The organism is Roseovarius arcticus (assembly GCF_006125015.1).
GTDB lineage: Bacteria > Pseudomonadota > Alphaproteobacteria > Rhodobacterales > Rhodobacteraceae > Roseovarius > Roseovarius arcticus.
Genome location: NZ_SZZN01000001.1, coordinates 1,801,060 through 1,825,553, shown reverse-complemented (window position 1 = coordinate 1,825,553; position 24,494 = coordinate 1,801,060). Strand labels below are relative to the sequence as shown.

The following is a 24,494-nucleotide window of genomic DNA, read 5'->3' as shown; positions in this document are numbered from 1 at the left end:
TGCCCCATCGGCGCTAGTCGTCCCACCCAACCAAGGGGATGATTGACATGACCGACGGGCAGGGCGATCCGCGCCACCTCGATACGCTGGACCGCGATCTGGCGCGCTACTCCAACCTCGAAGTGGCGACGGCCTATGTGGCGCGTCCCATGGTTGGGCCGGGCATTGCGCTGGTGTTCGTATTGCTGGCCGGTATCGCCGCGATGCTGTTTTTCGGGCATAGCAGCAATGCGATGATCGTCGTTATCGCGACCTGTCTGGGCGCGTATATGGCGCTGAACATCGGGGCCAACGATGTGGCCAATAATATGGGCCCCGCAGTCGGTGCCAATGCGCTGACGATGGGCGGCGCCATCGCCATTGCCGTCATATTCGAGAGTGCAGGCGCGTTGATTGCGGGCGGCGACGTGGTGTCGACCATCGCCAAGGGCATTATAGCGCCCGAAAGCATGGGAACCGCTTCGGTCTTTATCTGGGCGATGATGGCTGCGCTGTTGTCGGCAGCGCTGTGGGTTAACCTTGCGACGTGGATCGGGGCGCCAGTATCGACCACACATTCGGTGGTGGGCGGCGTTATGGGGGCAGGCATTGCCGCCGCCGGGTTTGCTGCAGTCAACTGGCCAACCATGGGCGCGATTGCGGCCAGTTGGGTGATTTCGCCGATACTGGGCGGGGCAGTCGCAGCAGGATTCCTGTGGCTGATAAAATCGCGCATCATCTACCGCGAGGACAAGATTGCAGCCGCGCGTGTCTGGGTGCCTGTATTGGTCGGCATCATGGCGGGCGCATTCACCTCCTATCTGGCGCTGAAGGGGCTGAAGCATCTGATTGACATCAATTTACCCTCCGCCCTGCTGATTGGGGCGGTGATGGGCGTAGCCGTCTGGCTGGTGATGATTCCCCTGATCCGGCGGCAGTCGCACGGGCTGGAGAATCGGAACAAATCGCTCAAGGTGCTATTCGGAATTCCGCTCGTCATATCTGCGGCGCTGCTCAGCTTTGCGCATGGGGCAAATGATGTGGCCAATGCGGTGGGGCCGCTCGCCGCAATTGTGCAGGCTTCGCAATCGGGCAGCTTCACAGACGCGGTCAGCCTGCCGTTCTGGGTGATGGTGATTGGGGCGTTCGGTATATCCTTTGGCCTCTTCCTTTTTGGGCCCAAGCTGATCCGCATGGTCGGCGGCCAAATCACCAAGCTGAACCCGATGCGCGCCTATTGCGTCGCATTATCGGCGGCAATCACGGTAATCATAGCCAGCTGGCTGGGCCTGCCCGTCAGTTCGACGCACATCGCTGTTGGCGGGGTATTTGGTGTCGGATTTTTTCGCGAATGGGATACCGAGCGGCGCATTCGCAAGGCGCGGCTGGATATGCCAGACAAGACCACCTTTGCCCCCGAAGAGCGGCGTCGCCGCAAGCTGGTGCGGCGCTCGCATTTCATGACCATCATCGCGGCATGGATCATAACCGTGCCTGCAGCAGCCACTCTGTCCGGCGTGATCTTTGTCCTGATCAACACGGTCGTGGGCTAGGGCGGCACCGGGCCTCAAACCTTCCCGATCTTTAGCCGCGTAATCCGATTGGCCTTGCGTGCCAGCACTTCGAACCTGAAGCCGTGAAAGTTGAACACTTGGTTCACCTTCGGGATCATCTGCGCCTCGTGAATGACCAGTCCGGCGATGGTGTTGGCGGCATCATCGGGCAGGGACCAGTCTGTGGCGCGGTTCAGGTCGCGAATCGTCATGGCGCCGTCGACTAGGTACTGACCATCCTCGCCACGCTTGATGGGATGCTCGGCGTCGGTGTCGAACTCGTCGGTGATCTCGCCCACGATCTCCTCTAGGATATCCTCAAGCGTGATAAGGCCCTGAAGCGATCCGTATTCGTCCACCACCAGCGCGAAATGCGTACGCATCCGCAGAAACTGGCGCATCTGATCGTCCAAGGTCGTCGTTTCTGGCACGAAATAGGGCTTCATCACCACCGATGTGATGTCAAATGTGCGCCACGCATTCGTGCTGCCACCCTCGCCGAGCGCAAGCTTGTGCATGGCGCGCAGCAGATCCTTGGCGTGGACAATACCGATGATATTGTCCGGATCGTCTACGTAGACGGGCAGGCGGGTATGGGGTGATTTCAGGCACTGATCAAGGATCGCGACAGGATCCAATCCGGCATTGATCATCTCGATCTCGCTGCGGTGGCGCATGATTTCCTCAACGGCCCGCTGGCCCAGATCCAGCGCGCCCAATATGCGGTCGCGATCCTCCTTTTCAACGACGCCCTCGGAGTGGCCCAGATAAAGAGCGCCGGCGATTTCTTCGCGGACTGCGAGGATCTGGCCATCGGGATCGGTCTTGACGCCAAAAAGGCGCAGGATAAGACGCACAAGAAGCCGGACAGCCGACACGACCGGCGAGAAGAGGCGAATGACGATCGTGATCGCGGGCGCAACGCGGGACGCGGCAACCTCAGAATTAGTGATTGCATATGTCTTGGGCAGCACCTCGGCAAAGATCAGGACGAGCAGGGTCATCACAATCGTCGCTAACGCCACGCCCGATTCCCCGAATATCCGGGTAAACAAGGCCGTCGCCAGCGATGTGGCGAGGATGTTCACCAGATTGTTGCCCAAGAGGACCGAACCGATCAGCCGCTCGTTATCTTCGGTTATGACCAGCGCGCGTTCGGCGCCCTTGTCGCCCTTGTCGGCGCGCGCGCGCAGCTTGCCGCGCGAGGCTGCCGTCAGCGCCGTCTCACTACCCGAGAATAAGCCCGAGAGGACCAGCAGCGCCAGAATGGCGGCTGCGGTGATCCAGAACGAGGCGTCGAATATCTCGCTTATCGCTTCCATTGGTCTTCTGTGTCCTTCTGTATAGGACGCGTTATGCGGTGCGCGGCGCGCACGATCAAGAGATCATGGTATATGAGGTGGATCGATCTGGGGGTGCAAGACACCCCGCTGCCGCTGTTTGGCGGGCTTGGCTCAGAGTTATGAGACTGCGCTTGCCCCCGGCTACTGGCCGTCCGAGGATATGCTGTTGGCGGATTTACGCGTCGCTGCCTCCGACAGGGGGTGATGTTCCAGCACCAAGGCTTGCAAGCGGGCATCCAGAACGTGCGTGTAAATCTCGGTCGTGGCGACGTCCGCATGGCCCAGCAGCGCCTGAATAGCCATCAGATCGGCGCCATTGGCCAGTAGATGCGTGGCAAAGGCATGGCGCAGCGTGTGCGGCGTGACCTTGGCGGGGCTGACGCCGCCTTGCACTGCCAACTCTTTGATCAGCACATAAAAACGGTGGCGTGTCAGATGGCCTGCCTTGCCGGATGAGGCGAACATATAAGGCGACTGCGCCTTACCGTTGGCTCGGTCTGCCTCGGCGCTTGCGTCCAGCATTTCTAGCCACACCTGCACGGCTGCGCGGGCCGGGGGCGACAGGGGCACCATCCGCTCCTTGCCGCCCTTGCCGCGGATCATCAGCATCTGGGGATTGCCGCGCGCGGCCGCGATAGGCAGCGACACCAGCTCGGTCACGCGCATCCCGGTGGCGTAGAGCAGCTCCATCAGGCAGGTGTTGCGGCAGCGATCGCGCGCATTGCGCCCCACCTCGCGGCTGGCAGCCAGCAGGCGGTCGACCTCTTCCTCGCTTAGCGTCTTGGGCAGGCGGGCGTCGCGGCCCGGCCCCTTGATCTGCATCGCTGGGTTGTCAGCGCGCAAACGATCCTCGAACGCAAAGCGGTAGAGCTGCTTGACCGCCGACAGTCGGCGCGCGCGGGTGGATTTGGCTAGTCCCTGCGCCTCCAGATCGACGAGGTAGCGTTCAATATCTGATTGCTGGGCAGTGTCCGGCGCTAGTTTTTTTCGCACCAGCCAAGCACCGTAATCAGCCAGATCGCGCGCGTAGGCCTCTAGCGTGTTGCGCGCGGCGCCCTGCTCGGCGGCTTGTGCCTCCAGAAACGCCTCGGTCCAGTGTGCGGCGTTGCTCATCCGCCGTCCGCCAGTATCAGCGCCTGCAACGCTGCGCGCCGGGCGGTATCCTCTAGTCCGACCGCGCGCAGCGTACCCAGTGCGCTGGCCATTTCGCCGGGATCGTCGTCGGCGCGGTCGAATTGCAGGGCAGCAGACAGAATTGCCTCGCCCAGCTTGCCCTCGGCAATCAGCGCGGCATGTTCGGGCGCGGGAATGGGCGGCGTGGAAAAGGCATCGGCGATAGCGCGTTCGGTGGTGTCTGCTGCCAGCTTGGCGTCTGGCCTGCCGTGCGCCAGACCAGCCAGAAAGGCGTCGCTGCCCGCCCCATCTGCCGCCGCCTCATAGTCAGGCGATAAAAGGCGGATCTGGGTGGCCAGCGCCTGCGCTTTGGCGGGCAGGTCGATCTGGGCAAGGCGCGCGCCAAAGATATCTGCGAACGGCACTTCCAACCCTTCGCTGCGCATATGCGCCCACGCGGCCATCAGTGCGGCGGCGCTGCGCACTGGGTCGCGCGCATCCAGCGCGGCGTCCAGCGTCTGCACCGCGTTGGCTCGGTCCCAGACGCCGCCTGACGCGGCAGGACGCTGTCGAGTGTAGAGACCCATCAGGCGGCCCGGTGCAAGGGCGCCCGCGCGCGTCAGTCGCTCGGCCGCCTCAATCTCGGCCCGCCAGCCGGCCGTGCCGCGCAGATCCGCCATCGCAAAGGCAATCGGAAGGCCGCGCGTCGACAGAGGTGTGCCAATCGCCTCGAACAGGCGAAACTCCAGCGGGGTGGGCGCCGCACTGGGCGGGGGCACGGCGGCCTCCTCGGCGAGTTCGGCATCCAGAAACTGCGCCAGCAGCGTGGCATTGCTGCCTGTTATCGTTCCCAGCGCAGTGCCGGTATCAAACAAGAGCGCAGCCGTGCGCCAATCGCCGGTCAAGGCGCTGCAATAAATCTTGGCGCCATCATCGCGCATCAGGCCAGGCGCATCGCGTAGGGCGGTACAGGCCGCAGCCTCGGCCCCGTCCAATAGCGACAGATCGAACCATAGCGTAAAGAGCGCTGGCACGTTTGGCCCCGCCCGCGCCAGCAGCCCTAGCGCCGGATCAACCGCGCCAAAGCGGCGCAGCATAGCCACGCGCGTTCCTAAAAACCCGTCCTCGCCGCCGCGCGGCGGATCGGCCTCGGCCAACAGCAGAGTATGGTAGAGCGCGCCGATTGCAGGCAGTGGCTGCTGGCGCGCGCGCGCCCAAAGCGCGTCCAGATCGCGCGCATCACTCGCGGCCCACATGTGGGCCGGGAGGCCTGTGACGGAAGTGGGCAGCAGGCCGACAGCACCACTGGTCGCGGCCCCCAGCGGTGTCATTGCAATGTCGGGTATGCTCACTGCGCCTGCCACGGGCGGCTCGCTGATGGCAGGACGCTGGGGAAGGGATGCCGCGCCGGGCAAATCCTGGCCCAGCCAGTCGATGGCCGATAACGGCCTTGGGCCGACGCCTTGGGCCGATATAGGCCCCGGTAGCGTGATGGCCAGTGCGACTAACGCCGCCGCAGCCCGCGCCGCATCACTGCGCATCTAGCAAGATGTCCTGGCGAATCTCGCTTTCGGGGGGGCGAAAGTCGGCGCCAAAGAACGGGCCGAGATACGCGTAGCCAACCAGCGCGATGAACGCGAGGATTGCGAGGTAAAACAACCACTTGATGAGTCTAAACACGATGAGCCTGCCTGCCGGTTTATCTGCGGTTTTGCCTGCGGTTTTGTCCGCTTTGATCAACTTATAACTGGCATTTTGGGCAATATCACGTCATTCAATGCCGTATTGTCCATTTTGGGCGGGGGAGTGCCGAAAGTGGCCGAAAACGCGGCTGGATCTTTGAAGAAAACGGTCGTGCTGGTCGGTATGATGGGCGCGGGCAAAACCGCTGTCGGCAAGGCGCTGGCCGCGCGTTTGGGCGTGCAGTTTCGCGATTCCGACGCCGAAATCGAATCTGCGGCGGCGCGCAGCATCTCTGAGATTTTTGCGCGCGACGGCGAGGCGTTCTTTCGCTGCCGCGAGACGGAGGTGATCAGCCGCTTATTATCGGCAGAGTGCAGTATTTTGTCCACCGGGGGCGGCGCGTTCCTGCAAGAGCGCAACCGCGCCGTCATCGCGGACAAGGGCGTGTCGGTCTGGCTGAACGCCGATTTGCCCCTGCTGTGGAGCCGGGTCAAAAACAAGGACACACGGCCGCTGCTGCGCACGCCCGATCCGCGCGCAACGCTGCGCGAGCTATACGAGACCCGCGTGCCGATCTATGCGCTGGCCGATATCGAAGTCGTCTCGCATACCGGTTACTCCGTCGAAACGATGGCGACCCGCGTGATGGAGGCGCTCGCCGCGCGCCCTCATGTATTGGAAAGCATATGAGCAATATCATCCACGTCCCGCTTGGTGCGCGCGCATATGACGTGCTTGTAGGTCCCGGCCTGCTGGTGCAGTCCGGCACGCTGATCGCGCCGCTCCTGCGCCGCCCGCGCGTGGCTGTCGTCACCGATGAGGCGGTCGGCGCCCTCCATTTGGATGCCCTGCGCTCAGGACTCGCTGCAAGCGGTATCGAACTGACATCGCTCGCGCTACCACCCGGCGAGGCCACAAAATGCTGGGTCCAGTTGGAGCGGACGACGGAATGGCTGCTGGAGGCGCAGATTGAGCGCGGCGACGTTGTTATCGCCTTTGGCGGCGGCGTGATCGGTGACCTGGTTGGATTCGCGGCTGCGATCCTTAGGCGCGGGGTGCGCTTTGTTCAGATCCCCACCAGCCTGTTGGCGCAGGTCGACAGCTCAGTCGGTGGCAAAACAGGCATCAATTCAAGCCGGGGGAAAAACCTGATCGGCGCCTTTCATCAGCCTAGCCTTGTGTTGGCGGATACTGACATGTTGGCGACGATGAAAAATCGTGACTTTCTGGCAGGTTACGGCGAAGTCGTAAAGTACGGGTTGCTTGGCGATGCTGCCTTCTTTGATTGGCTTGAGGGCCACGCGCCAAGCATGGCTGCAGGCGATGTCGATGCACGGATCTATGCCGTTTCCCGATCTGTTCAGATGAAAGCGGACATCGTCGCGCGCGACGAGACTGAGCAGGGCGACCGCGCGTTGCTGAACCTCGGTCATACCTTCGGCCACGCGCTAGAGGCCGCGACTGGTTACTCGGGTCGTCTGCTTCATGGTGAGGGCGTCGCGATTGGCTGTGCGCTGGCGTTCGAGCTTTCGGCGCGCCTTGGGCTGTGCCCGCAGGAAACACCCAGCCGTGTCCGTGCTCATCTGACGAACATGAACATGAAGGTAGATCTATCTGATATTGAAGGTGATTTGCCGGATGCAAATGCCCTTCTGGCGCTCATGGCGCAGGATAAAAAAGTGCAGGAGGGCAAGCTGCATTTCGTCCTCGCGCGAGATATCGGCGAGGCGTTTGTAACGTCAGACGTCCCGCACGACGCTGTCCTTTCGGTCCTGCAGGACGCGCTTGCATCCCGATAAACGCGCACCGTTTATCTCAGAGATAATTACGTAAAACCGGTTACCTGGCGCGGGAACTGGATGTGATGCTTTAACCCAATTTCACCAGCGCATGACGCTTCTTGCCAGCGCTCAGCTTGATCGGCTGCGCCAATGCGGCGGTGTCGATCATCAGCCCTGCATCCTCCAGCGGGGCGTCGTTCATCCGCGCGCCGTTCTCTGCAATCAACCGCTTGGCGTCTTTGCCGGACTTTGCCAGCCCGGCGCGGACGATCAGCTGCACGATGGATATACCCTCCGCCGCCTCGCTGGCCTCCACAACCAGTGTCGGAAGGTCGTCGCCAACGCCGCCCTTTTCAAACACTTCGCGTGCCGTCGCCTCAGCGGCATTCGCCGCATCAATACCGTGTACTAACCTCGTCACTTCATTGGCTAAAATAACCTTGGCCTCATTTATGTCAGAGCCCCCCAGCGCGCCTAGCCGCTCACATTCGTCTAGGGGCAACTCGGTATACAACTTCAGGAAACGCCCTGTGTCGGCATCGGTGGTGTTGCGCCAGAATTGCCAGAACGTGTAGGGCGCGCACATGTCGGCGTTCAGCCAAACCGCCCCATCCGCGGATTTGCCCATTTTCTTGCCATCCGATGTGGTCAGAAGCGGCGAAGTCAGGCCAAATACATGTCCGTCAATCACGCGGCGCGTCAGGTCGATGCCATTGACGATATTGCCCCACTGATCCGAGCCGCCCATTTGCAACGCGCAGCCGTAGCGGCGATTAAGCTCCATAAAATCATAGGCTTGCAAGATCATATAGTTGAATTCAAGAAAGCTGAGTGATTGCTCGCGATCCAGCCGTGATTTCACGCTCTCGAATGACAGCATACGGTTGACCGAAAAATGCCGCCCGATGTCGCGCAGAAAGTCGAGGTAGTTCAGCCCGTCCAGCCATTCAGCATTGTTGACCATTATCGCGTCGGTCGCGCCGTCACCGTATGACAGGTATCGTGCGAAAACCTGCTGCATCCCGCTGATATTATCGTCGATGACCTCTGGCGTCAGCAACGGCCGCTCGTCCGAGCGAAAGCTGGGATCGCCGACTTTGGTCGTGCCGCCGCCCATCAAGGTGATGGGCTTGTGCCCCGTCTTTTGCAGCCAGCGCAGCATCATGATGTTCAGCAGGTGGCCAATATGCAGCGATTTGGCGGTCGCGTCATAGCCGATATAGGTTGGCACAACGCCCGCCATTAGCTGGTCATCCAGCCCCTGCATATCGGTGCAATCGGCCAGATAGCCGCGCGACACCATCACGTTCAGGAATTCAGATTTGGGGTGATAGGTCATGGCGCTTGTCCCGGATTGCTTTGCGCGGCATGTATAGGTGCGGATAGGGCAAAGGAAAAGACCATGTTGAGGCCCGAAAACCACGGTGGCAGCCTATGGGCGCTGGGGTCGATGTCTGGGACGTCACTGGACGGCGTCGATGCCGCCCTGATTGAGACGGACGGCGAAGTCATCCATAGCTATGGCGGAAGCCGTTATCGCGCCTATTCGCCGGCCGAGCAGGCGGTCCTGAGCGCCGCATTAGGCCGTTGGCCGGGCGACAATCTGGACGCTGCCCACGACGTCGTTATGCAGGCGCACATTGAGGCGCTGAGCGGCTTTGACGCCGATCTTGTTGGATTTCACGGCCAGACATTGGCGCATGACCCGCATGGACGCGGTACGCACCAACTGGGCGATGGTGCGGAACTGGCGGGTGCGCTGGGGCTGCCGGTGGTTTGGGATTTTCGCAGCGCCGATGTGCGCCTTGGCGGGCAGGGCGCACCGCTGGCACCGTTTTTTCATTTTGCCTGTGCGCGCTATATCGACGCCCAGACGCCTACCGCGTTTCTCAATCTGGGCGGTGTGGGCAATCTGACTTGGGTCGATCCGAGCGTCAGACGCCCCGAGGATGCGGGTGCGCTGATTGCCTTTGACACCGGGCCGGCAAATGCGCCGATCAATGATTTGATGATGGCCAGGTGCGGATTGCCCTTTGACAAAGGCGGCAGGCTGGCGCGCGCGGGTACAGTCGCCGAGGGCGCTCTAGAGATGTTCCTCGATGAGGCGTATTTTCTCAAGATGCCGCCCAAATCGCTGGACCGGGATGCCTTTGCCGACATGATCGGCCTTGTAGGCGAGCTCAGCGATGCCGATGCCGCCGCGACCCTGACGGCGATGTCCGCCGCAGGTGTCATGCGCGGGATGGAGCATTGCCCCGAGCCACCCAGCCGCCTGCTGGTCACGGGCGGCGGGCGGCATAATCCGGTGATGATGGATATGCTGCGCGCGGCGCTCGACTGCGATGTGGCGCCGGTCGAGGATGTCGGGCTGGACGGTGACATGCTGGAGGCGCAGGCGTTCGGATACCTCGCCGTGCGGGTCGCGCGCGGGCTGCCCACGTCCTGCGCCAACACCACGGGCGTTCGCGCCGCGGTATCGGGTGGAACGCTAAGCCGGCCAGAGGCTGCCTGATGAAGTACGTGTCGAACAATGGCGCTGGCGGGGGCGCGCGGCTGGGCCTGATCGTGCTGGCGACCGATGAGACGCTGGAGTTTGAGGCGCGGCAAGTGCTGGCAGGGCGCGACGTGCAACTGCTGCATACGCGCATCCCGATGCAAAGCGAGATTACCCCCGCGACCCTTGCACAGATGGACGCAGACATGCCCATCGCCGCCGCGCTGCTGCCCGCCGGGCTTGATGTGATCGGCTACGGCTGCACATCCGGCGCGACCGTTATCGGACAGGCCCGCGTCGCCGCGCAGGTGCGCAGCAAACATCCAAGCGCCGCCGTCACTGATCCGATCAGCGCCGTGATTGCCGCGTTAGGCCATTTAGGCGCGCGCCACATTGGCATGGTCACGCCCTACGTCGCCAGCGTCACCGCGCCGATGCGCGCGCTGCTGGCCACTAATGGGATCGAGACGCTGGCAGAGGTCAGCTTTGCCGAGGGCGACGACAGGCGTGTGGCGCGGATTGACCCCGCCTCGACCCGCGCGGCACTGCTGGAGGCCGCCAATACCCCGGGTATCGACGCGCTTTTCGCCAGCTGCACGAATTTGCAGACTTACCCGATCATCAAAGAGGTCGAGGCGCTGTCAGGCCTGCCCGTCGTTACGTCCAATCAGGCGCTGATGTGGCACATGCTGCGGCTGGCGGGGGTAGATGCGGTTGGCTGGGGGCCTGGGCTGCTCTTTGACAGATAAACGCTCGCACTTTGCCATAGCGGCGCGCGGCCCCATATAGGGGCAGGTGACAAAGGAACGAATGCATGACCGACAGCAAGGCACAGAAGACGCAGCCTCATATTTCACAAGCTGAGGCGCGAGGCGTGCGCTATGCCGCCGAGCTGGAGGGCCATGTGCGATGGCTGGACAGCATCACCGGCGCGGCCCTTGGGGTGCTGGCGACGGCGTCGGGCATCTATACGTATCTGGGCGTGTCGTCCCTGCTGGATGATAACGGCGCGCTTAGTTTCTTTGCCGCTGCGTCCTATTCCATCGCCGTGTCGGTTGGCATCTTTGTGTTCTGGTCCTACCTGATGCGGCTGCTACCTGCGGTGCGCACTATGGCGTCGCGCATCGGCCTTTTGGTGTCGATGGGAATCGGATCGCTGGCGATCATTGCCATGTCATCATGGCTTAATGCGGCCGCGCTGGCCGGGTCTGCGGCAGTGGAGCAGCATCTGGCCAAGACGGTGCAGAGTTATCAGGCCTCATTGGAGCAGGCGAACCTGATCGCCGTGTCAGCTCAAGGGCTGGAGCGCGATGTGGCCCGCGTGCGCCAGTCGTTCGAGGATCTGAGCGCGCAGGAGGCGAGCGGCGATCTGTCCGGCCTTGCCGGGCGCGGCGCCGTGTTCCGCGTGCTATCGCAAAAGGCGGATGAGCTGCGCGGGTTGGAGGCGCAGATCGCCACCCAGCAGCCGCTTGTCGACGGCGCGTTTGTCGAGGGCAACGCGATTCTTAGCCGGATGCGTGCGCTGACGGTGGAGCCGGGGCCGGTCGAGCCGCGCTCGGTCCTGTTTTCGGAGGAGGCGGTTAGGCTGGCAGGCTTGATCACCCAACTGCGGCAGCTATCAGTTGCGCCGCTGGTGTCGCGCGCCGCGCAGGATCTGGCCGCGTCGGTCGTGCTGCCAGAACTGGACGGGCGCAGCGATAGCGCGCGCGGCGATCAGCAAAGCACGATTACCTCCGTGCTTGAGGTGCTGGGCCAGCGCGCCGATACGCTGCGCAGCGCCGCCAATACAGTTGTGGCGATGCCGCCGCCTGCCGACACGACCTACACACCTATTTCGACGGCGGATGCAGTGATCCGTTATGCGGGCAATTTTGCGCCGTCATGGGCGGGTGCTATTGCCATTGATTTACTGCCGGCCGTGCTGGTGTTCATCTTGATGGTCGCGCAGGCGGCTATCAGGTCGGGGCGCGAAGGCGTGGGAATCGAGCAGACGCTGACGCTGTCAGAGCTGCGCGCGGCGATGATGGTGCTGCACGAGATGGACGAGGTGCGCCGCCCGGTGCCACCGATGACGCCAGTCATAAACGCCGACAAACACACTAACGGCGCGGACGCCGCATCATGAGTGACGAGGCGAAGCAGGCATGGGGTGCGAAGCGCGTTCTCTTTGCGGTGCTGGGATTGCAGCTGGTCATGGCAGGGCTCCTAGCCGGATCTGACGTGCTGGGTGCGCTGCCGCGCCTTGGCTGGCCGTCAGGCGCGCCGGGCATGGACAGCCCCGTGGCGCCCGGTGATCAGACGCGCCGCTATGCGCCCCGCGACACACCTCTGCCGCCGCGCGGCCCCGGAGCGCCGGAGCGCCCTTACCGCAACACCGGTGACATGCCTAGTCGGCTGGAATTCGTACGCGATGGAGGCATCCTGCGCCTGACGGGCAGCATCGCGCCGGGCGATGACGCGCGTCTGGCCGAACGGCTGGAGGCCGAGGCCGGGCTGGAGCGCGTGGCGCTGAATAGCCCCGGCGGATCGGTGCGCGACGCGCTGCGCGTAGGGCGCAGCATCCGCGCGGCAGAACTCTCAACTGTGGTGGAGGCAGGCGACGTATGCTTCTCGGCTTGCCCCTATGTTCTGGCCGCCGGGGTGGAGCGCGGGGCCGGGGAAGGCGCGCAGGTGGGTGTTCACCAGCACTATTTTGGCAAGAATACGGTTCTGCCCGCGTTTCTGGCAGTTGAGGATATCCAGCGCGGGCAAGGCGAGGTGATGGAGTATCTGGGCGACATGGACGTCGATATCCGTCTGATGCGGCCCGCGCTGGCGACGGCGCCGGATGATATCTATGTGCTGCTGCCGGAGGAGTTGCTGGAGTATCGCCTGATTACGACTGGCGGCGAGGAGTGAGGCGGCAAGAGCGCTCCGCGCGGGGGATATTTTAGAGCAAGAAGAATGGATAGGCGCGCCTTAACGGGTGAGCGCGCGCATGCCGCGGTCAAGGCCCTCAAGGGTCATCGGGACCATCTGGCCGTCGAAGATCTGGGTGATCATCTGCGTTGATTGGGTATAGGGCCAATGTGCCTGGGGTACCGGATTGATCCAGAGGTTTGAGGGCCATTGAGCGCGGGCACGGTCCAGCCATGTCTGTCCTGCCTCCTCATTCCAATGCTCGTTTGCGCCGCCTGGATAGGCGATCTCGTATGGCGACATGGCTGCGTCGCCGACGAATATGCAGCGGTAGTCGGACGCGTAGGTGTTGAGGATGTCCCATGTGGGTATCTTTTCGCTCCACCTGCGGCGGTTGTCACGCCAGACGCCCTCATAGAGGCAGTTGTGGAAGTAGAAATATTCTAGCTGCCGAAATTCGGTGCGGGCGGCCGAGAACAGCTCCTCCACCAGTTTGATATGGGGATCCATGGAGCCGCCGACATCGAGAAAGAGAAGCACCTTTGCAGTATTGCGGCGCTCGGGCCGGGTCTGGACGTCAAGGTAGCCCTTTTGCGCGGTGGCGCGGATGGTGCTGCCGAGGTCAAGCTCGTCATGGGCACCGTCGCGCGCCCATTGGCGCAGGCGCCGCAAGGCCATCTTGATATTGCGCGTGCCAAGTTGAACATCGCCGTCCAAGTTTGCGAATTCGCGCTTGTCCCAGACTTTTACCGCCCGTTGGTGACGGGATTTGTCCTGCCCGATGCGGACACCCTCGGGGTTGTAGCCATGCGCCCCAAAAGGGGAGGTGCCGGCCGTCCCGATCCATTTGCTGCCACCTTGGTGGCGGCCCTGCTGCTCGGCCAGTCGCTTCTTCAATGTCTCCATCAGCTTATCGAAACCGCCGATCGCCTCAATCTCGGCGCGTTCCTCAGCGCTGAGGTGTTTTTCAGCCATCTTGCGCAGCCAGTCCTCGGGCAGGTCCACGGCATTCAGCACATCTTCGGCCGCGATTGCGTCGAGACCTTTGAACGTTTCGGAGAAAGCGCGGTCAAAGCGGTCGATGTGCCGCTCGTCCTTAACCATCGCGGTGCGAGCGAGGTAATAAAACCCCTCGACGTCATAGGTGACGAGGCCGGCGGTCATCGCCTCAAGGAAGGTTAGATATTCCCGGAGACTGACCGGAATACCCGCAGCGCGCAGCGTCTGAAAAAAGGGCAGGAACATGGCCGGATCAAAGGGCTGCGCGGGTGATGAAGATCGTGGCAAAAAGCCCGATCAGCGCGAATCCCAGCGCGAATACAAAGGCGTATTGCAGGATGTCGGCGGTGCGCCCCTTGCGGCGTCGCGCGGTCAAGGCACCTAGAATGGCGCCGACGATGGCCGCGATGATGACGATCATAAGCTATCCATTTCTGCTAACCTTTGAGCGGGTTAAGCGCCGAAATCTCGCGCAGTTTTGCGCGAACGGCCCAATCCGCGCCGTATCCGTAACGCGCCCAGCCAAGGCTGTCCATACGCACCTGCCGCGCCTCGGACGCATGGCCTGTCAGCTCCAGCGCCTCAGCGCGGATCATTAAAACCTGGGCCAGAAGGGCCGCGTTCTCGTGACGCTCGGCGGTCGAGATATGCGGCGCGAGGATACCCAGCGCGGTATCGCCGCGCCCCTGACTGATGGCGTAGGCGGCCAGCTGCACCGCTGTATGAGCGCGGTGCAGTGACGTGGCGGGGCTCTGGCGGTAGTAGGCGTCGGCGGCGACAAAATGGCTATGCGCATAGCTGGGATCGGTGTTTTGAACGATGCGGCCGATGGCGTAATGGCTAAATGCGCGGCGGTGATCGGTCCAGCCGATTGTCTGCGCAATGCTTAGCGCCTTTTCGGCGGCGGCGCGGCGCTGGGCGCTGCCTGCACTTGGGCCAAGTGCTGTCTGGATGGCGCGAATCCACGCCCGCGGCGTCGCGCTGAGCGGGTGGGGTGCGATGCGCTGGCCCGCAGGATTAAGCCTAGCGAGGATGCTGGGAATGCGATCTGCGACCTGCCTGCGCGTCATGCCTGAACGCAGCTCTGGCGCGTAGGAGGCACGCAGGATCAGCATATCAAACCCGGTTAGCACCGTGTGCACGTTGTCGTCGTTGAAAACCGAATCGGGCAGGCGATAGAGATCGTTCAGCGGCCCTAGCGCCTGTGCCAACTCCTCATGCAGGCAATCGCGCACTTCCTGAGGGCTGGAATCGTTTGGGACAAAGATGGCGGCCCTGCGCCGGGTCGAGAGCGCGCTCCAGGCCGTGGCGCGGCCGCGCTTGGCGCTGCGGTATTCGCTCAGCTTTGATATATTGGGGACAACAAAGCAGGCGGCCTGGGGCAGCGCGGCGCGAATATCGGCCCGGCTGACAGCCTCGATGGTGATGTTGGCGGGGCCGGATGTCTGGGTGATATTGATGCCCGCCTCGCTGCGCAGGCGCCGCAGCAGGCGTGCCAGATCGGGCTGTAGCGTGGGCGGCGGGGCGCCTGTGACGGCAACCGTGATCGGCCCCTCAAAGCGAGTGAAAACCGGCAGGTCGCGGCCCGATTCCAGCTGCATCGACAGGTCCATGAAATCGCGCGCGATATCGCTATTGGCGCGCGCTGCCGCAGGGGGGTGCGGCGTTGGAAATACTTTGATCATTGGCATAGCGCCCAAGTCGGGCATTGCGGCGCGTGATGGAACATCACCCGACGTGCCGGGCGCGCATGCCCCCAGCACAAGGCAGATCGGGAATATCAGTCGGCGCATGGCAGCCCCTTGCAATCGGACCGGACGGAAAAGCGCCCCGGCATCCGCAACGATGCACAACGGCACGGCCCGCCGTCCTCAGCGGGTCCGATTCCTAGGCTCGCGCCTTGAGTGGCATTGTGTAGGAGGCATTTAGGGCGAATTTGCGGCAAAGGGTGCATTCTGAGGTGAGGGGAATCGTGCATCTGACGCTGCAGTGGCAAAAGAGTTTTAGCTAACTGCGTAGTCGCGCCGCATGCCTCATCCACCTCGCCGCGCCATAAATGCCAAACGCTCGAACAGGTGCACGTCCTGCTCGTTTTTCAGCAAAGCGCCGTGCAGCCGGGGCAGGGCGTTCGCGCCATCCTTTTTCAGGTCGGCCGGGGTCAGATCTTCGGCCAGAAGCAACTTGAGCCAATCCAACACCTCGGAGGTCGAGGGCTTCTTCTTTAGCCCCTGCTGCTCGCGAATTTCATAAAATTGCGTCAATGCTGTGGTCAGTAGCGCGTCCTTGATGCCGGGGTGATGCACCTCGACGATGCGGCGCATCGTGTCCATGTCAGGAAAGCGGATGTAATGGAAAAAGCAGCGCCGAAGGAATGCGTCGGGCAGTTCTTTTTCGTTGTTTGACGTGATGATGACAATGGGGCGATGCACGGCGCGGATCGTCTGCTGGGTCTCGTAGACGTAGAATTCCATGCGATCAAGTTCCTGTAGCAGATCATTCGGGAACTCGATATCGGCCTTGTCGATCTCGTCAATCAGCAGGACAACGCGGCCCGGAGCATCAAAGGCCTGCCACAGCTTGCCGGGGCGGATATAGTTGGCGATATCTTGCACGCGCGCATCGCCCAATTGGCTGTCGCGCAGGCGGCTGACAGCGTCATACTCGTAGAGACCTTGCTGAGCGCGAGTTGTTGACTTCACGTTCCACTCAATCATCGGTAGATCCAGCGCAGCTGCGATCTGGCGGGCCAGTTCCGTTTTGCCCGTCCCCGGCTCGCCCTTTACCAGCAGCGGGCGCTCTAGCGTGACGGCGGCATTGACCGCTACCGTCAGGTCGTCCGTTGCGACATAGCTGTCTGTGCCTTCGAATTTCATAACAGGTTCAATCCTTTTGGCATCAAAGTTCATCTGCGTGAGGGTATATGATAGCCCGGCGCGGTGGGGTGATCAATCCGCCCTGAATTGTGTAGTGACAACAGGTCCAGCTTGAAGTAGACGCAAGCAAAAAGGGGAACAAGATGACACAGTATGCTGACGCCTTGGACCTTGAGCATAAAGAGGATCAAAGCTTGAAAGCCGAAATTTTCCTGCCCGACGATTACCAGCCCGTCGAGGATGAGCCGTTCATGAACGAGCGCCAGAGAGAGTATTTCCGGCGGAAACTGATGGATTGGCGCGAGGATCTGCTAGCAGGCAGTCGCGACACTATCGAGGCGCTACAGGACGGCACCCGCGCGATCCCCGATGTGGCCGACCGCGCGAGTGAAGAAACAGACCGCGCGCTGGAGTTGCGCACACGCGATCGCCAGCGCAAACTGGTGTCAAAGATCGATCAGGCGCTGCGCCGTCTGGAAGAGGGCGAATTTGGCTACTGCCAGATGACCGGCGATCCAATCAGCCTAAAACGGCTGGATGCGCGTCCCATCGCCACCATGACGCTGGAGGCGCAAGAGCGGCACGAGCGCCGCGAGAGAGTGCACCGCGACGACTAAGCTGGTCGCACTGCAGGGAATTTTTTAAACGCCGGGGCTTTTGCTTCGGCGTTTTTCGTATGATCTTGGGGGTTATGGATATGCAGAACCTCAACATCGCGATCATCGGCGGCGGTATTGGCGGCCTAGCCGTGGCGCGCGCCTGTGCGCTTCGCGGCGCGGGCGTGACGGTGCATGAACAAGCGGATGAGATCGCTGAGGTCGGAGCGGGCCTGCAAATCACACCCAATGGATTTGCCGTGCTGCGTGCCCTCGGCTTGGGCGATGCAGTCCGGCGAGCAGGCGCGCAGGCGCAGGCGGTCGCGCTGCATGACTATCGTCGTGGACCTGTCGTTCGGCTGGATCTGACCCGGCTGGCCGCGCGCGATTATTGGTTCATTCACCGCGCCGATCTGATCGACATTTTGCATCGCGGTGCACTTGAGGCTGGTGTGGATATCCGGCTAGGCCAGCATATTGCAGACCCCGCCGCACTGGATGCAGATCTGGTTATCGGGGCTGATGGTCTGCATTCGGTGGTGCGCGCGGCGCTGAATGGCACGCTTGCGCCATTTTTTACCCGGCAGGTCGCGTGGCGCGCTGTGGTGCCACATGATGGCAGCCGCATGGGCGAGGCGCGGGTGCATATGGCGCCGCACCGGCATCTGGTCAGCTATCCCTTACGCGGGGGCACGCAGATGAACCTTGTCGCCGTCGAGGAGCGCGCGGATTGGACCGAGGAAAGTTGGAGCGGAATGGGGGATCCCGGCGATTTGCGCGCTCGGTTTGCGGATTTCGGGGCGGCCGCGCAGGCGCTGCTTGGGCGCGTCGATACGGTGCGCAAATGGGGCCTCTTTCGCCATCCGGTCGCGCCGATTTGGGGGGCAGGGCGGCTTGCCATCTTGGGCGACGCCGCGCATCCGACGCTACCCTTCATGGCGCAAGGCGCCTCACTGGCGCTGGAGGATGCGTGGACCTTGCCCGCCGCGCTGGCCGCGGCGCCGGACATTGCTGCCGCCCTTGAGGCTTACCAAGCATTGCGGCAGGATCGCGTGCGGCGCGTGGTGGGCGCCGCGACTGGGAACGCGTGGAAATATCATCTGAGTTTCAAGCCGTTGCGTCTTGCCGCGCATACAGCGTTGCGCTTGGGGGGCGCCGTTGCGCCAAACCGTATGATGCGCCAGTTCGACTGGATCTATGGGCATGATGTGACGGGGGGCCAGTCGCTCTGACGTTCACTCTTTCTTCAGGGGCTTGCCGTAAAGCTCCATCTTGTGACCTTTCAGACGATATCCCAACCGCGCCGCGATTTTTTCTTGCAGGCGCTCGATCTCGGGGTCGAAGAATTCGATCACGGCGCCAGTGTCGAGGTCGATCAGGTGGTCGTGATGGCCGCGCTCTGCATCCTCGTAACGCGCACGGCCGTCTCCGAACTCCAGCTTGTCCAGTATCCCGCTTTCGTCAAACAACTTGACCGTGCGATAAACCGTCGCGATCGAAATCTTGGGATCGCGGGCAGACGCGCGTGCATAAAGCTCGTCCACATCCGGATGATCGTCCGCCTCCTCCAGAACGGCGGCGATGATCCGCCGCTGGCCTGTCATACGCAGGCCGCGCGCCTCGCAGCGGTCGATGATGGTGTCGGTCATGGCGCTATCCGTCGTGGCTATCGCCCCATCCCTAGCGCGGTATGCGGCAGATTTCCACCGGGTTCGACCGGGCTGAGGGGATCTGCACGGTTAACGCAGGGTTTGTGCCACTCTCGCGCGGCAAAGCGCGGCACACCGCTTGACTTGGCGGTGCCAAGGGTCCATCTAGCCGCTAACGACGTTTCCTGCCGCGTGAGCAGCCGGGCCGCCTGCATGGGCCGCCCTATGATACCGAAACGCCGCGAACTTGATCCCAATATCACGCGTGGGGCCAGCCGCCGGATCGGCGCTATGGGCAATTCTGCCCTTGCGTCAGGGCTTTGGCGGAAACCACGGAAGGGCTGGCACGTTGCCGCCTGAGAACGGGTCATCATGGCCCGCATACGGCATGGGATCGTCCTGTGCCCAGAAGGATATGAAATTGAATTTGTTTGAAGAAATGGGCTTGCCGCCCGTCCTGGTGCGTAAACTTGCCAATATGGGCATTACTGAGCCAACGCCGATCCAGTCGCACGCGATCCCCTACGCGCTGGACGGCAATGACGTGATGGGCCTGGCCCAGACCGGCACCGGAAAAACGGCGGCCTTTGGTCTGCCGCTGATCGCCCAGATGATGGCCGTGGACGAGCGTCCGCGCCCCAAGACGGCGACCAGCCTGATCCTTGCGCCGACGCGCGAGCTGGCCAACCAGATCCGCGAGACTCTGTTGCCGCTGGTCAAAGACACACCCATGAAGATTAACGTCGTCGTCGGCGGCTCTTCGATCAATCCGCAGATAAACCGGCTGGAAAAGGGTACGCATATCTTGGTCGCGACACCGGGCCGGCTGCTTGATCTGATTGACCGGCGCGCGATCCGGCTGGATGCCACACGTTTTCTGGTGCTGGACGAGGCGGATCAGATGCTGGACATGGGGTTCATCCACGATTTGCGCAAGATCGCGGCGCTACTGGCCAAAGAGCGGCAGACAATGCTGTTTTCGGCCACCATGCCCAAGCAGATGGAGGAGATCGCCGCCAGCTACCTGACCCACCCCAAGAAGGTTCAAGTCAGCCCGCCGGGCAAGGCTGCTGACAAAGTCACGCAAGCGTTGCATTTCATCGCCAAGGCCGAAAAGCCAAATCTGCTGATCGAGCTTCTTGGCAAGCATAAGGGCGAGTTGGCACTGGTCTTTGGCCGGACCAAACATGGCTCGGACAAGCTGGCGCGCAAGCTGGAGAGCGCGGGATTCAAGGTCGCTGCGATCCATGGCAACAAGAGCCAGGGCCAGCGCGAGCGTGCGTTGAAATCGTTCCGCGACGGGCATATCCATGTGCTGGTTGCGACGGATGTGGCGGCGCGCGGCCTCGACATACCGGACGTCAAGCATGTCTATAATTTCGAGCTGCCCAACGTGCCTGAAAACTACATCCACCGCATCGGGCGGACTGCCCGTGCGGGCAAGGATGGCGCGGCGATTGCATTCTGCTCGCCAGACGAAATGGGCGAGTTGAAGGACATCCAAAAGGTCATGGGCCTGTCGATCCCCATCGCCTCAGGGCGTGCGTGGGAAGAGTTGCCCGACCCCAAAGCCAAACAGACCCGTGGCGGTGGCGGCGGCAATGGTGGTGGACGTCGCCGTGGCGGCGGCGGCGGCGGCAAGCCGGGCGGCGGCGGCGCTGCTGCCCCGGGCGGCCCGCGCCGGCGTCGCGGTGGCGGCGGAGCGCGTAGTCAGGCCGCATAGCGCAACCTTACTTGTCGTTCCGGATCTTGCAGTTTCTTAGCGCGGCCCCTAATTGGGTGCCGCGCTTTGCATTTAGGTTATAGCAAGTCGGGCTGGGACGCTAAGCGGCGCGCCAGCGGCGCGACAGTCAAGCCCTGCACGATGATCGAAAAGACGACGATCATGTAGGTCGCGGTTAGGATGATCGGGCTCCACTCGCTGGTTGGCAGGCTAAGTGCAAGGGCGACCGAAATCCCCCCCTTTAGCCCGCCCCATGTCATGATGCGAATAACGCCGGGATCGAAGGTTCTAAACCGCCGCAAGAGCACAATAGGGATCGCCACGGCGGAGAGCCGTCCCAACAAAGCGATTCCGATCGAAATCGCGCCCGCCACCAGATAGTCGGCCTCAAAGACGACCGCGAACACTTCGAACCCGATCATCAGGAATAGAACGGCGTTGAGTATCTCGTCGATCAGCTTCCAGAAGGCATCGACATAGCCGCGCGTCTCTTCGCTCATCCCCTGTTTCGCGCCTACATCGCCGATCAGCAGCCCTGCGCAAACCGCCATAATTGGCGCTGAGATGTGCAGATAAACCGCCAGTTCATATCCGCCGAAGGCAAGGCCCAGCGTTAGCAGCACTTCCAGTGCATAGTCGTCTATCAGGCGCATGACACGAAAAACCAGCCAGCCTAGCGAAATCCCTAGCACCGCGCCGCCGCCCGCCTCACGGATAAACAACGTTGCCGCATCTGCGAGGCCGCCGCCGTGGTCATCGCCCGATGGAAAGGCCAGCCCGACCAAAACCAGAAAGACGACATAGCCGACGCCGTCATTGAACAGCGATTCGCCCGCGATCTTTGTCTCTAGCGACTGGGGCAGGTTGGCTTGCCTTAAGACGCCCAACACCGCGACAGGATCGGTTGGCGACACAACCGCGCCAAATACGAGCGCGATCAGCAGCGGCATACCCGTCAGCCAACTGAACCCGGCGCCAATAACGAGCGTGCTGAGGCCGACGCCGAGGGTTGCCATCAGCAGCACGGGCAGCCACTCGGCGCGCAGATCCGACATTTTGACATGCAGTGCCCCGGCAAAGAGCAGAAGGCCCAGCATCCCCTCTAGCAGCGCATCGGAAAAATCGATGCCTGTTACGATGCGGCGCGACTCGGCTGCGATGCCCAAGGACGGAACCAGCGCATCAAGACCCAAGAGGCCAAAGGACGCGACCAGCGCAACAATCATGATCCCGATCGACGACGGCAGTCTCAAAAAGAGATAGTTGATTGCGCCAAATACCCCAGCGAGGACGATCAGTAGCGATGTGATTTGCAGAAAAGTCATGGTGGGCCCCTCCGGGGATGTGCGAGGACCGCCCGCGCAGTGCGCATTGAGACCAAAGAGGCACCCATGCGCAAAATCAGCCTGATTGGCAATGAAAATGCTGTTGTTTTGGTAGTACGGGCGTGCGGCGGGAGTATGCCGCCGCCCGTTCAGGTACCGCAGAAGGTTTGGCGCACTACCTCTTGTGGAGCGGGCACGCGTGCAAACTCGGCGGCCTCAGCGAGCAACTCAAAAGGTTGTGCCAGCACGCCCAATAGGCGGTGCAGAGGTGCATAGTCCCCGGTCACCGCTGCGGCGATCATCTGCTCAACGCGGTGATTGCGCGGGATAACGGCGGGATTCGCCGCATCCATGTGCGCGCGCCAATCACTCTCGCCGTCCAGTCTTGCGTTCCAACGCGCCTCCCATGCGGTGAATGCCGCAGGGTCGCTGAATTCGTGCGCCGCGTCTCCACGTGCCAAGGCGCGGAATGTGTTCGTAAAATCAGCGCCATCCGTCTGCATTAGCGCCAAAAGGTCGACAACCAGCGCTCGGTCTGCCTCACGCGGCGCGGCAATGCCGATCTTGGCGCCGAACACGCGCAGCCATTCGGCCTCAATCAGGTCCGGCATGGCGTGAACGGCCTCGGTGAAATCGGCGATTGCGGCGTCCTGATCGGGCATCAGCGGCACCAGCGCGGTCGCAAGCTGCGCCATGTTCCAGACAATGACATTTGCTTGGTTGTCATAGGCGTAGCGCCCGTTCCGGTCGATCGCGCTATAAACTGCGTGCGCATCATAGGCATCCACGAAGGCGCACGGCCCGTAGTCTATCGTCTCGCCAGAAATCGAGGTGTTATCGGTGTTCATCACACCATGGATAAATCCAATGCCAAGCCAACGCGCCACCAACGTGGCCTGCCGCGCTATGACGGCGCGCAGGAATGCGCCGGGCGTCTCAACGTCCGGATAATGCCGCTCGCGGGCATAGTCGTACAGGCGGCGCAGTGCATCCACATTGCCGTGTGCGGCAAAGTACTGGAACGTGCCGACACGCAAATGGCTTGCGGCCACGCGCGTCAGCACCGCGCCAGGCAGCGCGCCCTCTTGGCGATAGACCATATCGCCCGTCGTTACAGCGGCCAGCGCGCGGGTGGTCGGTATCCCCATCGCGTGCATCGCCTCGCTGACAACGTATTCACGCAGCACAGGTCCCAGCCATGCGCGCCCATCACCCCCGCGCGAAAAGGGCGTCTGGCCGGACCCTTTGAGTTGCAGATCGCGCCGCTGACTTTCCCGGCCCACGACCTCGCCCAAGAGCACCGCGCGCCCGTCGCCGAGTTGCGGAGAAAATCCGCCGAACTGGTGGCCCGCATAGACCTGCGCAATCGGCTCGGCCCCTTGGGGGAGGGCGTTGCCGCCAAATACCTGCGCCAACTCGGCATCTGTGCCAAGCACAATACCCAGCTCGCTTGCCAACGGGCGGTTTACCAAGATCAGCGCAGGTGCGCTGACCGGCGCAGGTGCCTGGCGCGCGAAGAAATCCGCAGGTAGTCGCGCATAACTGTTATCAAAGGGTATCTGTATATCCATGCGTCCCATATAGCCTCGCGTGAGCGGGACGCCAATGGTAGCGCGCGATGCGGGGTTCGGGATTTGGATATTTTTAGCAAGAAGAAATGGCGGGCGCTCGGCGCACCGCGCCTTCATCCTGGTCCAAATGCTTTGGGATGGGGCCGACATCTGGCCCTACATCACGCGGGACATCAAGATAAAGCCATCGCGCGCTGCGAAATGCATCCGCTCGTAGAAGGCGCGCGATTTTTCGTCAGAGCGTGACACTTCGAGGTGCATCGCGCAAAGACCCGCACCTGCCAACGCCTTGGGCAGGGCCGACAAAAGGTCTGAGCCTATGCCGCGGCCGCGCACGCCGGGGCGGATGTAGATTTCGTCCAGAATGCCGTCGAGCCCGCCAAATTCCAGTGACCAGCCAAAGCTGATGGCCGCATAGCCGATGGGCGCGCGAACCGGGCCTGCAATGTAGATTGCGCCATGGGGCGATCCGTCCAGCAGGGGCTGCACGGCGGCGCGGCGTTTAGCATCCGATTGGGCGATGTTCATCTCGGCGTGAAAGGCCGCGATCAGGGGCACAATACGGTCAATATCATCCGGTTTGGCAAGGGTCAGGGCGGTCACGGGCGTGCGGGCCTCTCAATCAGGGGAACGCGCCGACCATGCCTGTGCCGGGCGCTGCTGTCCATTCACGGTGCCGAGGCGCCGCGCTTTTCCGCCGCTGCGCGGTAGTGGCGCAGCACGTGGAGGCGAATGGCCGACGCGAGGCCCAGATCGGGGCCGCGTGCGGCGTCTATTTCAGCAGCGAGGGCGTTGATCGGAGTGGCACCTTCGGCGGCGATGGCGCGGAACGCGTGCCAGAACTCAGGCTCCAGCGTGACGGAGGTGCGATGCCCGCGAAGGGTGAGCGAATGTTTTACCGGGCGCAAGGTCAT

24 protein-coding genes are annotated in these 24,494 nt (G+C 62.4%); 10 read left to right on the top strand and 14 right to left on the bottom strand.

Annotated features, from left to right (window positions below; all coding sequences use genetic code 11):
- The first annotated feature begins 47 nt into the window (after nt 1-47).
- The gene (locus MK6180000_RS08615; RefSeq protein WP_138934352.1) at nt 48-1,532 is read left to right on the top strand and encodes an inorganic phosphate transporter; all 1,485 of its coding nucleotides are present in this window, start codon (nt 48-50) and stop codon (nt 1,530-1,532) included.
- Between the two features lie 14 nt (nt 1,533-1,546).
- Here the strand turns inward: MK6180000_RS08615 and MK6180000_RS08610 are convergent, their stop codons facing one another.
- The 4 genes from MK6180000_RS08610 to MK6180000_RS20300 all read right to left on the bottom strand — a co-directional run bounded on the left by MK6180000_RS08610 (nt 1,547) and on the right by MK6180000_RS20300 (nt 5,668).
- Complete coding sequence (locus MK6180000_RS08610; RefSeq protein WP_138934351.1) at nt 1,547-2,854, bottom strand: HlyC/CorC family transporter; 1,308 nt, start codon at nt 2,852-2,854, stop codon at nt 1,547-1,549.
- 162 nt (nt 2,855-3,016) lie between these two features.
- Nucleotides 3,017-3,988 carry a tyrosine recombinase gene (locus MK6180000_RS08605; protein WP_138934350.1) on the bottom strand — a complete coding sequence of 324 codons (972 nt, stop codon included), beginning with the start codon at nt 3,986-3,988 and terminating at the stop codon, nt 3,017-3,019.
- Nucleotides 3,985-5,529, bottom strand: a complete 1,545-nt coding sequence (locus MK6180000_RS08600; protein ID WP_246040467.1) for a hypothetical protein — start codon at nt 5,527-5,529, stop codon at nt 3,985-3,987. The genes MK6180000_RS08605 and MK6180000_RS08600 overlap by 4 nt, the downstream gene beginning before the upstream one ends.
- Entirely contained in the window at nt 5,519-5,668 is a 150-nt protein-coding gene (locus MK6180000_RS20300) for a hypothetical protein (RefSeq protein WP_171054584.1), read from the bottom strand. Before MK6180000_RS20300 ends, MK6180000_RS08600 begins: the two co-directional genes overlap by 11 nt.
- Before the next feature lie 186 nt (nt 5,669-5,854).
- Here MK6180000_RS20300 and MK6180000_RS08595 point away from each other — a divergent pair, with 186 nt between their 5' ends.
- Both MK6180000_RS08595 and aroB read left to right on the top strand, forming a co-directional pair.
- A complete protein-coding gene (locus tag MK6180000_RS08595; protein ID WP_246040604.1) occupies nt 5,855-6,361 on the top strand; it encodes a shikimate kinase in 507 nt (168 codons plus the stop codon).
- The gene (gene aroB / locus MK6180000_RS08590) at nt 6,358-7,470 is read left to right on the top strand and encodes a 3-dehydroquinate synthase (protein ID WP_138934349.1); all 1,113 of its coding nucleotides are present in this window, start codon (nt 6,358-6,360) and stop codon (nt 7,468-7,470) included. Before MK6180000_RS08595 ends, aroB begins: the two co-directional genes overlap by 4 nt.
- Nucleotides 7,471-7,540: 70 nt before the next feature.
- Here the strand turns inward: aroB and tyrS are convergent, their stop codons facing one another.
- Nucleotides 7,541-8,791 (bottom strand): tyrosine--tRNA ligase, encoded by a 1,251-nt coding sequence (gene tyrS, locus MK6180000_RS08585; protein ID WP_138934348.1) that lies wholly within the window; start codon nt 8,789-8,791, stop codon nt 7,541-7,543.
- Nucleotides 8,792-8,854: 63 nt separating this feature from the next.
- Between tyrS and MK6180000_RS08580 the strand changes: the two genes are divergently transcribed.
- From MK6180000_RS08580 to MK6180000_RS08565, 4 genes are all read left to right on the top strand, one after another.
- Nucleotides 8,855-9,964: an anhydro-N-acetylmuramic acid kinase gene (locus MK6180000_RS08580; protein WP_138934347.1), complete on the top strand. Its 1,110-nt coding sequence runs from the start codon at nt 8,855-8,857 to the stop codon at nt 9,962-9,964.
- Nucleotides 9,964-10,695, top strand: a complete 732-nt coding sequence (locus MK6180000_RS08575; RefSeq protein WP_138934346.1) for a maleate cis-trans isomerase family protein — start codon at nt 9,964-9,966, stop codon at nt 10,693-10,695. The genes MK6180000_RS08580 and MK6180000_RS08575 overlap by 1 nt, the downstream gene beginning before the upstream one ends.
- 65 nt (nt 10,696-10,760) lie before the next feature.
- Nucleotides 10,761-12,071 carry a hypothetical protein gene (locus tag MK6180000_RS08570; protein WP_138934345.1) on the top strand — a complete coding sequence of 437 codons (1,311 nt, stop codon included), beginning with the start codon at nt 10,761-10,763 and terminating at the stop codon, nt 12,069-12,071.
- Entirely contained in the window at nt 12,068-12,844 is a 777-nt protein-coding gene (locus MK6180000_RS08565) for a COG3904 family protein (protein WP_138934344.1), read from the top strand. The genes MK6180000_RS08570 and MK6180000_RS08565 overlap by 4 nt, the downstream gene beginning before the upstream one ends.
- A gap of 60 nt (nt 12,845-12,904) precedes the next feature.
- Here MK6180000_RS08565 and MK6180000_RS08560 read toward each other — a convergent pair whose 3' ends face one another.
- The 4 genes from MK6180000_RS08560 to MK6180000_RS08550 form a co-directional block, all read right to left on the bottom strand.
- Nucleotides 12,905-14,089 (bottom strand): vWA domain-containing protein, encoded by a 1,185-nt coding sequence (locus tag MK6180000_RS08560; RefSeq protein WP_138934343.1) that lies wholly within the window; start codon nt 14,087-14,089, stop codon nt 12,905-12,907.
- Between the two features lie 7 nt (nt 14,090-14,096).
- Nucleotides 14,097-14,264 (bottom strand): hypothetical protein, encoded by a 168-nt coding sequence (locus MK6180000_RS20295; protein WP_171054583.1) that lies wholly within the window; start codon nt 14,262-14,264, stop codon nt 14,097-14,099.
- A gap of 16 nt (nt 14,265-14,280) precedes the next feature.
- Nucleotides 14,281-15,636 (bottom strand): DUF2927 domain-containing protein, encoded by a 1,356-nt coding sequence (locus tag MK6180000_RS08555; protein ID WP_138934342.1) that lies wholly within the window; start codon nt 15,634-15,636, stop codon nt 14,281-14,283.
- A 240-nt stretch (nt 15,637-15,876) separates the two neighbouring features.
- Nucleotides 15,877-16,716 (bottom strand): AAA family ATPase, encoded by an 840-nt coding sequence (locus MK6180000_RS08550; RefSeq protein ID WP_138934341.1) that lies wholly within the window; start codon nt 16,714-16,716, stop codon nt 15,877-15,879.
- 143 nt (nt 16,717-16,859) lie between these two features.
- On the opposite strand from MK6180000_RS08550, the gene dksA reads away from it, so the two are divergent.
- Together dksA and MK6180000_RS08540 are read left to right on the top strand one after the other, a co-directional pair.
- Nucleotides 16,860-17,333, top strand: coding sequence for an RNA polymerase-binding protein DksA (gene dksA / locus MK6180000_RS08545; RefSeq protein ID WP_138934340.1), 474 nt, complete (start codon nt 16,860-16,862; stop codon nt 17,331-17,333).
- Between the two features lie 74 nt (nt 17,334-17,407).
- Nucleotides 17,408-18,544, top strand: a complete 1,137-nt coding sequence (locus tag MK6180000_RS08540) for an FAD-dependent monooxygenase (protein WP_138936414.1) — start codon at nt 17,408-17,410, stop codon at nt 18,542-18,544.
- 3 nt (nt 18,545-18,547) lie between these two features.
- On the opposite strand, the gene MK6180000_RS08535 is transcribed toward MK6180000_RS08540, so the two are convergent.
- On the bottom strand, nt 18,548-18,961 hold the full coding sequence (locus MK6180000_RS08535) for a Fur family transcriptional regulator (RefSeq protein ID WP_138934339.1): 414 nt from the start codon (nt 18,959-18,961) through the stop codon (nt 18,548-18,550).
- A gap of 421 nt (nt 18,962-19,382) precedes the next feature.
- Between MK6180000_RS08535 and MK6180000_RS08530 the strand changes: the two genes are divergently transcribed.
- Nucleotides 19,383-20,684: a DEAD/DEAH box helicase gene (locus MK6180000_RS08530; protein ID WP_246040465.1), complete on the top strand. Its 1,302-nt coding sequence runs from the start codon at nt 19,383-19,385 to the stop codon at nt 20,682-20,684.
- Nucleotides 20,685-20,761: 77 nt separating this feature from the next.
- Here MK6180000_RS08530 and MK6180000_RS08525 read toward each other — a convergent pair whose 3' ends face one another.
- The 4 genes from MK6180000_RS08525 to MK6180000_RS08510 all read right to left on the bottom strand — a co-directional run bounded on the left by MK6180000_RS08525 (nt 20,762) and on the right by MK6180000_RS08510 (nt 24,494).
- The gene (locus MK6180000_RS08525) at nt 20,762-22,009 is read right to left on the bottom strand and encodes a cation:proton antiporter (protein WP_138934338.1); all 1,248 of its coding nucleotides are present in this window, start codon (nt 22,007-22,009) and stop codon (nt 20,762-20,764) included.
- 149 nt (nt 22,010-22,158) lie between these two features.
- Nucleotides 22,159-23,580, bottom strand: coding sequence for a protein adenylyltransferase SelO (locus MK6180000_RS08520; RefSeq protein ID WP_138934337.1), 1,422 nt, complete (start codon nt 23,578-23,580; stop codon nt 22,159-22,161).
- Nucleotides 23,581-23,736: 156 nt separating this feature from the next.
- The gene (locus MK6180000_RS08515) at nt 23,737-24,183 is read right to left on the bottom strand and encodes a GNAT family N-acetyltransferase (RefSeq protein WP_171054582.1); all 447 of its coding nucleotides are present in this window, start codon (nt 24,181-24,183) and stop codon (nt 23,737-23,739) included.
- A 65-nt stretch (nt 24,184-24,248) separates the two neighbouring features.
- Nucleotides 24,249-24,494: a ribbon-helix-helix domain-containing protein gene (locus tag MK6180000_RS08510; protein ID WP_138934336.1), complete on the bottom strand. Its 246-nt coding sequence runs from the start codon at nt 24,492-24,494 to the stop codon at nt 24,249-24,251.

Excerpts from the sequence above, each read along its gene's own strand:
- tyrS (WP_138934348.1), bottom strand. The coding sequence starts at position 8,791 with ATGACCTATCACCCCAAATCTGAATTCCTGAACGTGATGGTGTCGCGC.
- MK6180000_RS08565 (WP_138934344.1), top strand. The coding sequence starts at position 12,068 with ATGAGTGACGAGGCGAAGCAGGCATGGGGTGCGAAGCGCGTTCTCTTT.
- MK6180000_RS08580 (WP_138934347.1), top strand. The coding sequence starts at position 8,855 with ATGTTGAGGCCCGAAAACCACGGTGGCAGCCTATGGGCGCTGGGGTCG.
- MK6180000_RS08575 (WP_138934346.1), top strand. The coding sequence starts at position 9,964 with ATGAAGTACGTGTCGAACAATGGCGCTGGCGGGGGCGCGCGGCTGGGC.
- MK6180000_RS08555 (WP_138934342.1), bottom strand. The coding sequence starts at position 15,636 with ATGCGCCGACTGATATTCCCGATCTGCCTTGTGCTGGGGGCATGCGCG.
- MK6180000_RS08535 (WP_138934339.1), bottom strand. The coding sequence starts at position 18,961 with ATGACCGACACCATCATCGACCGCTGCGAGGCGCGCGGCCTGCGTATG.
- MK6180000_RS08510 (WP_138934336.1), bottom strand. The coding sequence starts at position 24,494 with ATGACCTTGCGCCCGGTAAAACATTCGCTCACCCTTCGCGGGCATCGC.
- MK6180000_RS08560 (WP_138934343.1), bottom strand. The coding sequence starts at position 14,089 with ATGTTCCTGCCCTTTTTTCAGACGCTGCGCGCTGCGGGTATTCCGGTC.
- MK6180000_RS08615 (WP_138934352.1), top strand. The coding sequence starts at position 48 with ATGACCGACGGGCAGGGCGATCCGCGCCACCTCGATACGCTGGACCGC.
- MK6180000_RS08550 (WP_138934341.1), bottom strand. The coding sequence starts at position 16,716 with ATGAAATTCGAAGGCACAGACAGCTATGTCGCAACGGACGACCTGACG.
- MK6180000_RS08605 (WP_138934350.1), bottom strand. The coding sequence starts at position 3,988 with ATGAGCAACGCCGCACACTGGACCGAGGCGTTTCTGGAGGCACAAGCC.
- MK6180000_RS08570 (WP_138934345.1), top strand. The coding sequence starts at position 10,761 with ATGACCGACAGCAAGGCACAGAAGACGCAGCCTCATATTTCACAAGCT.
- dksA (WP_138934340.1), top strand. The coding sequence starts at position 16,860 with ATGACACAGTATGCTGACGCCTTGGACCTTGAGCATAAAGAGGATCAA.
- MK6180000_RS08610 (WP_138934351.1), bottom strand. The coding sequence starts at position 2,854 with ATGGAAGCGATAAGCGAGATATTCGACGCCTCGTTCTGGATCACCGCA.
- MK6180000_RS08595 (WP_246040604.1), top strand. The coding sequence starts at position 5,855 with ATGATGGGCGCGGGCAAAACCGCTGTCGGCAAGGCGCTGGCCGCGCGT.
- MK6180000_RS08525 (WP_138934338.1), bottom strand. The coding sequence starts at position 22,009 with ATGACTTTTCTGCAAATCACATCGCTACTGATCGTCCTCGCTGGGGTA.
- MK6180000_RS08540 (WP_138936414.1), top strand. The coding sequence starts at position 17,408 with ATGGATATGCAGAACCTCAACATCGCGATCATCGGCGGCGGTATTGGC.
- MK6180000_RS20295 (WP_171054583.1), bottom strand. The coding sequence starts at position 14,264 with ATGATCGTCATCATCGCGGCCATCGTCGGCGCCATTCTAGGTGCCTTG.
- aroB (WP_138934349.1), top strand. The coding sequence starts at position 6,358 with ATGAGCAATATCATCCACGTCCCGCTTGGTGCGCGCGCATATGACGTG.
- MK6180000_RS08600 (WP_246040467.1), bottom strand. The coding sequence starts at position 5,529 with ATGCGCAGTGATGCGGCGCGGGCTGCGGCGGCGTTAGTCGCACTGGCC.
- MK6180000_RS08520 (WP_138934337.1), bottom strand. The coding sequence starts at position 23,580 with ATGGATATACAGATACCCTTTGATAACAGTTATGCGCGACTACCTGCG.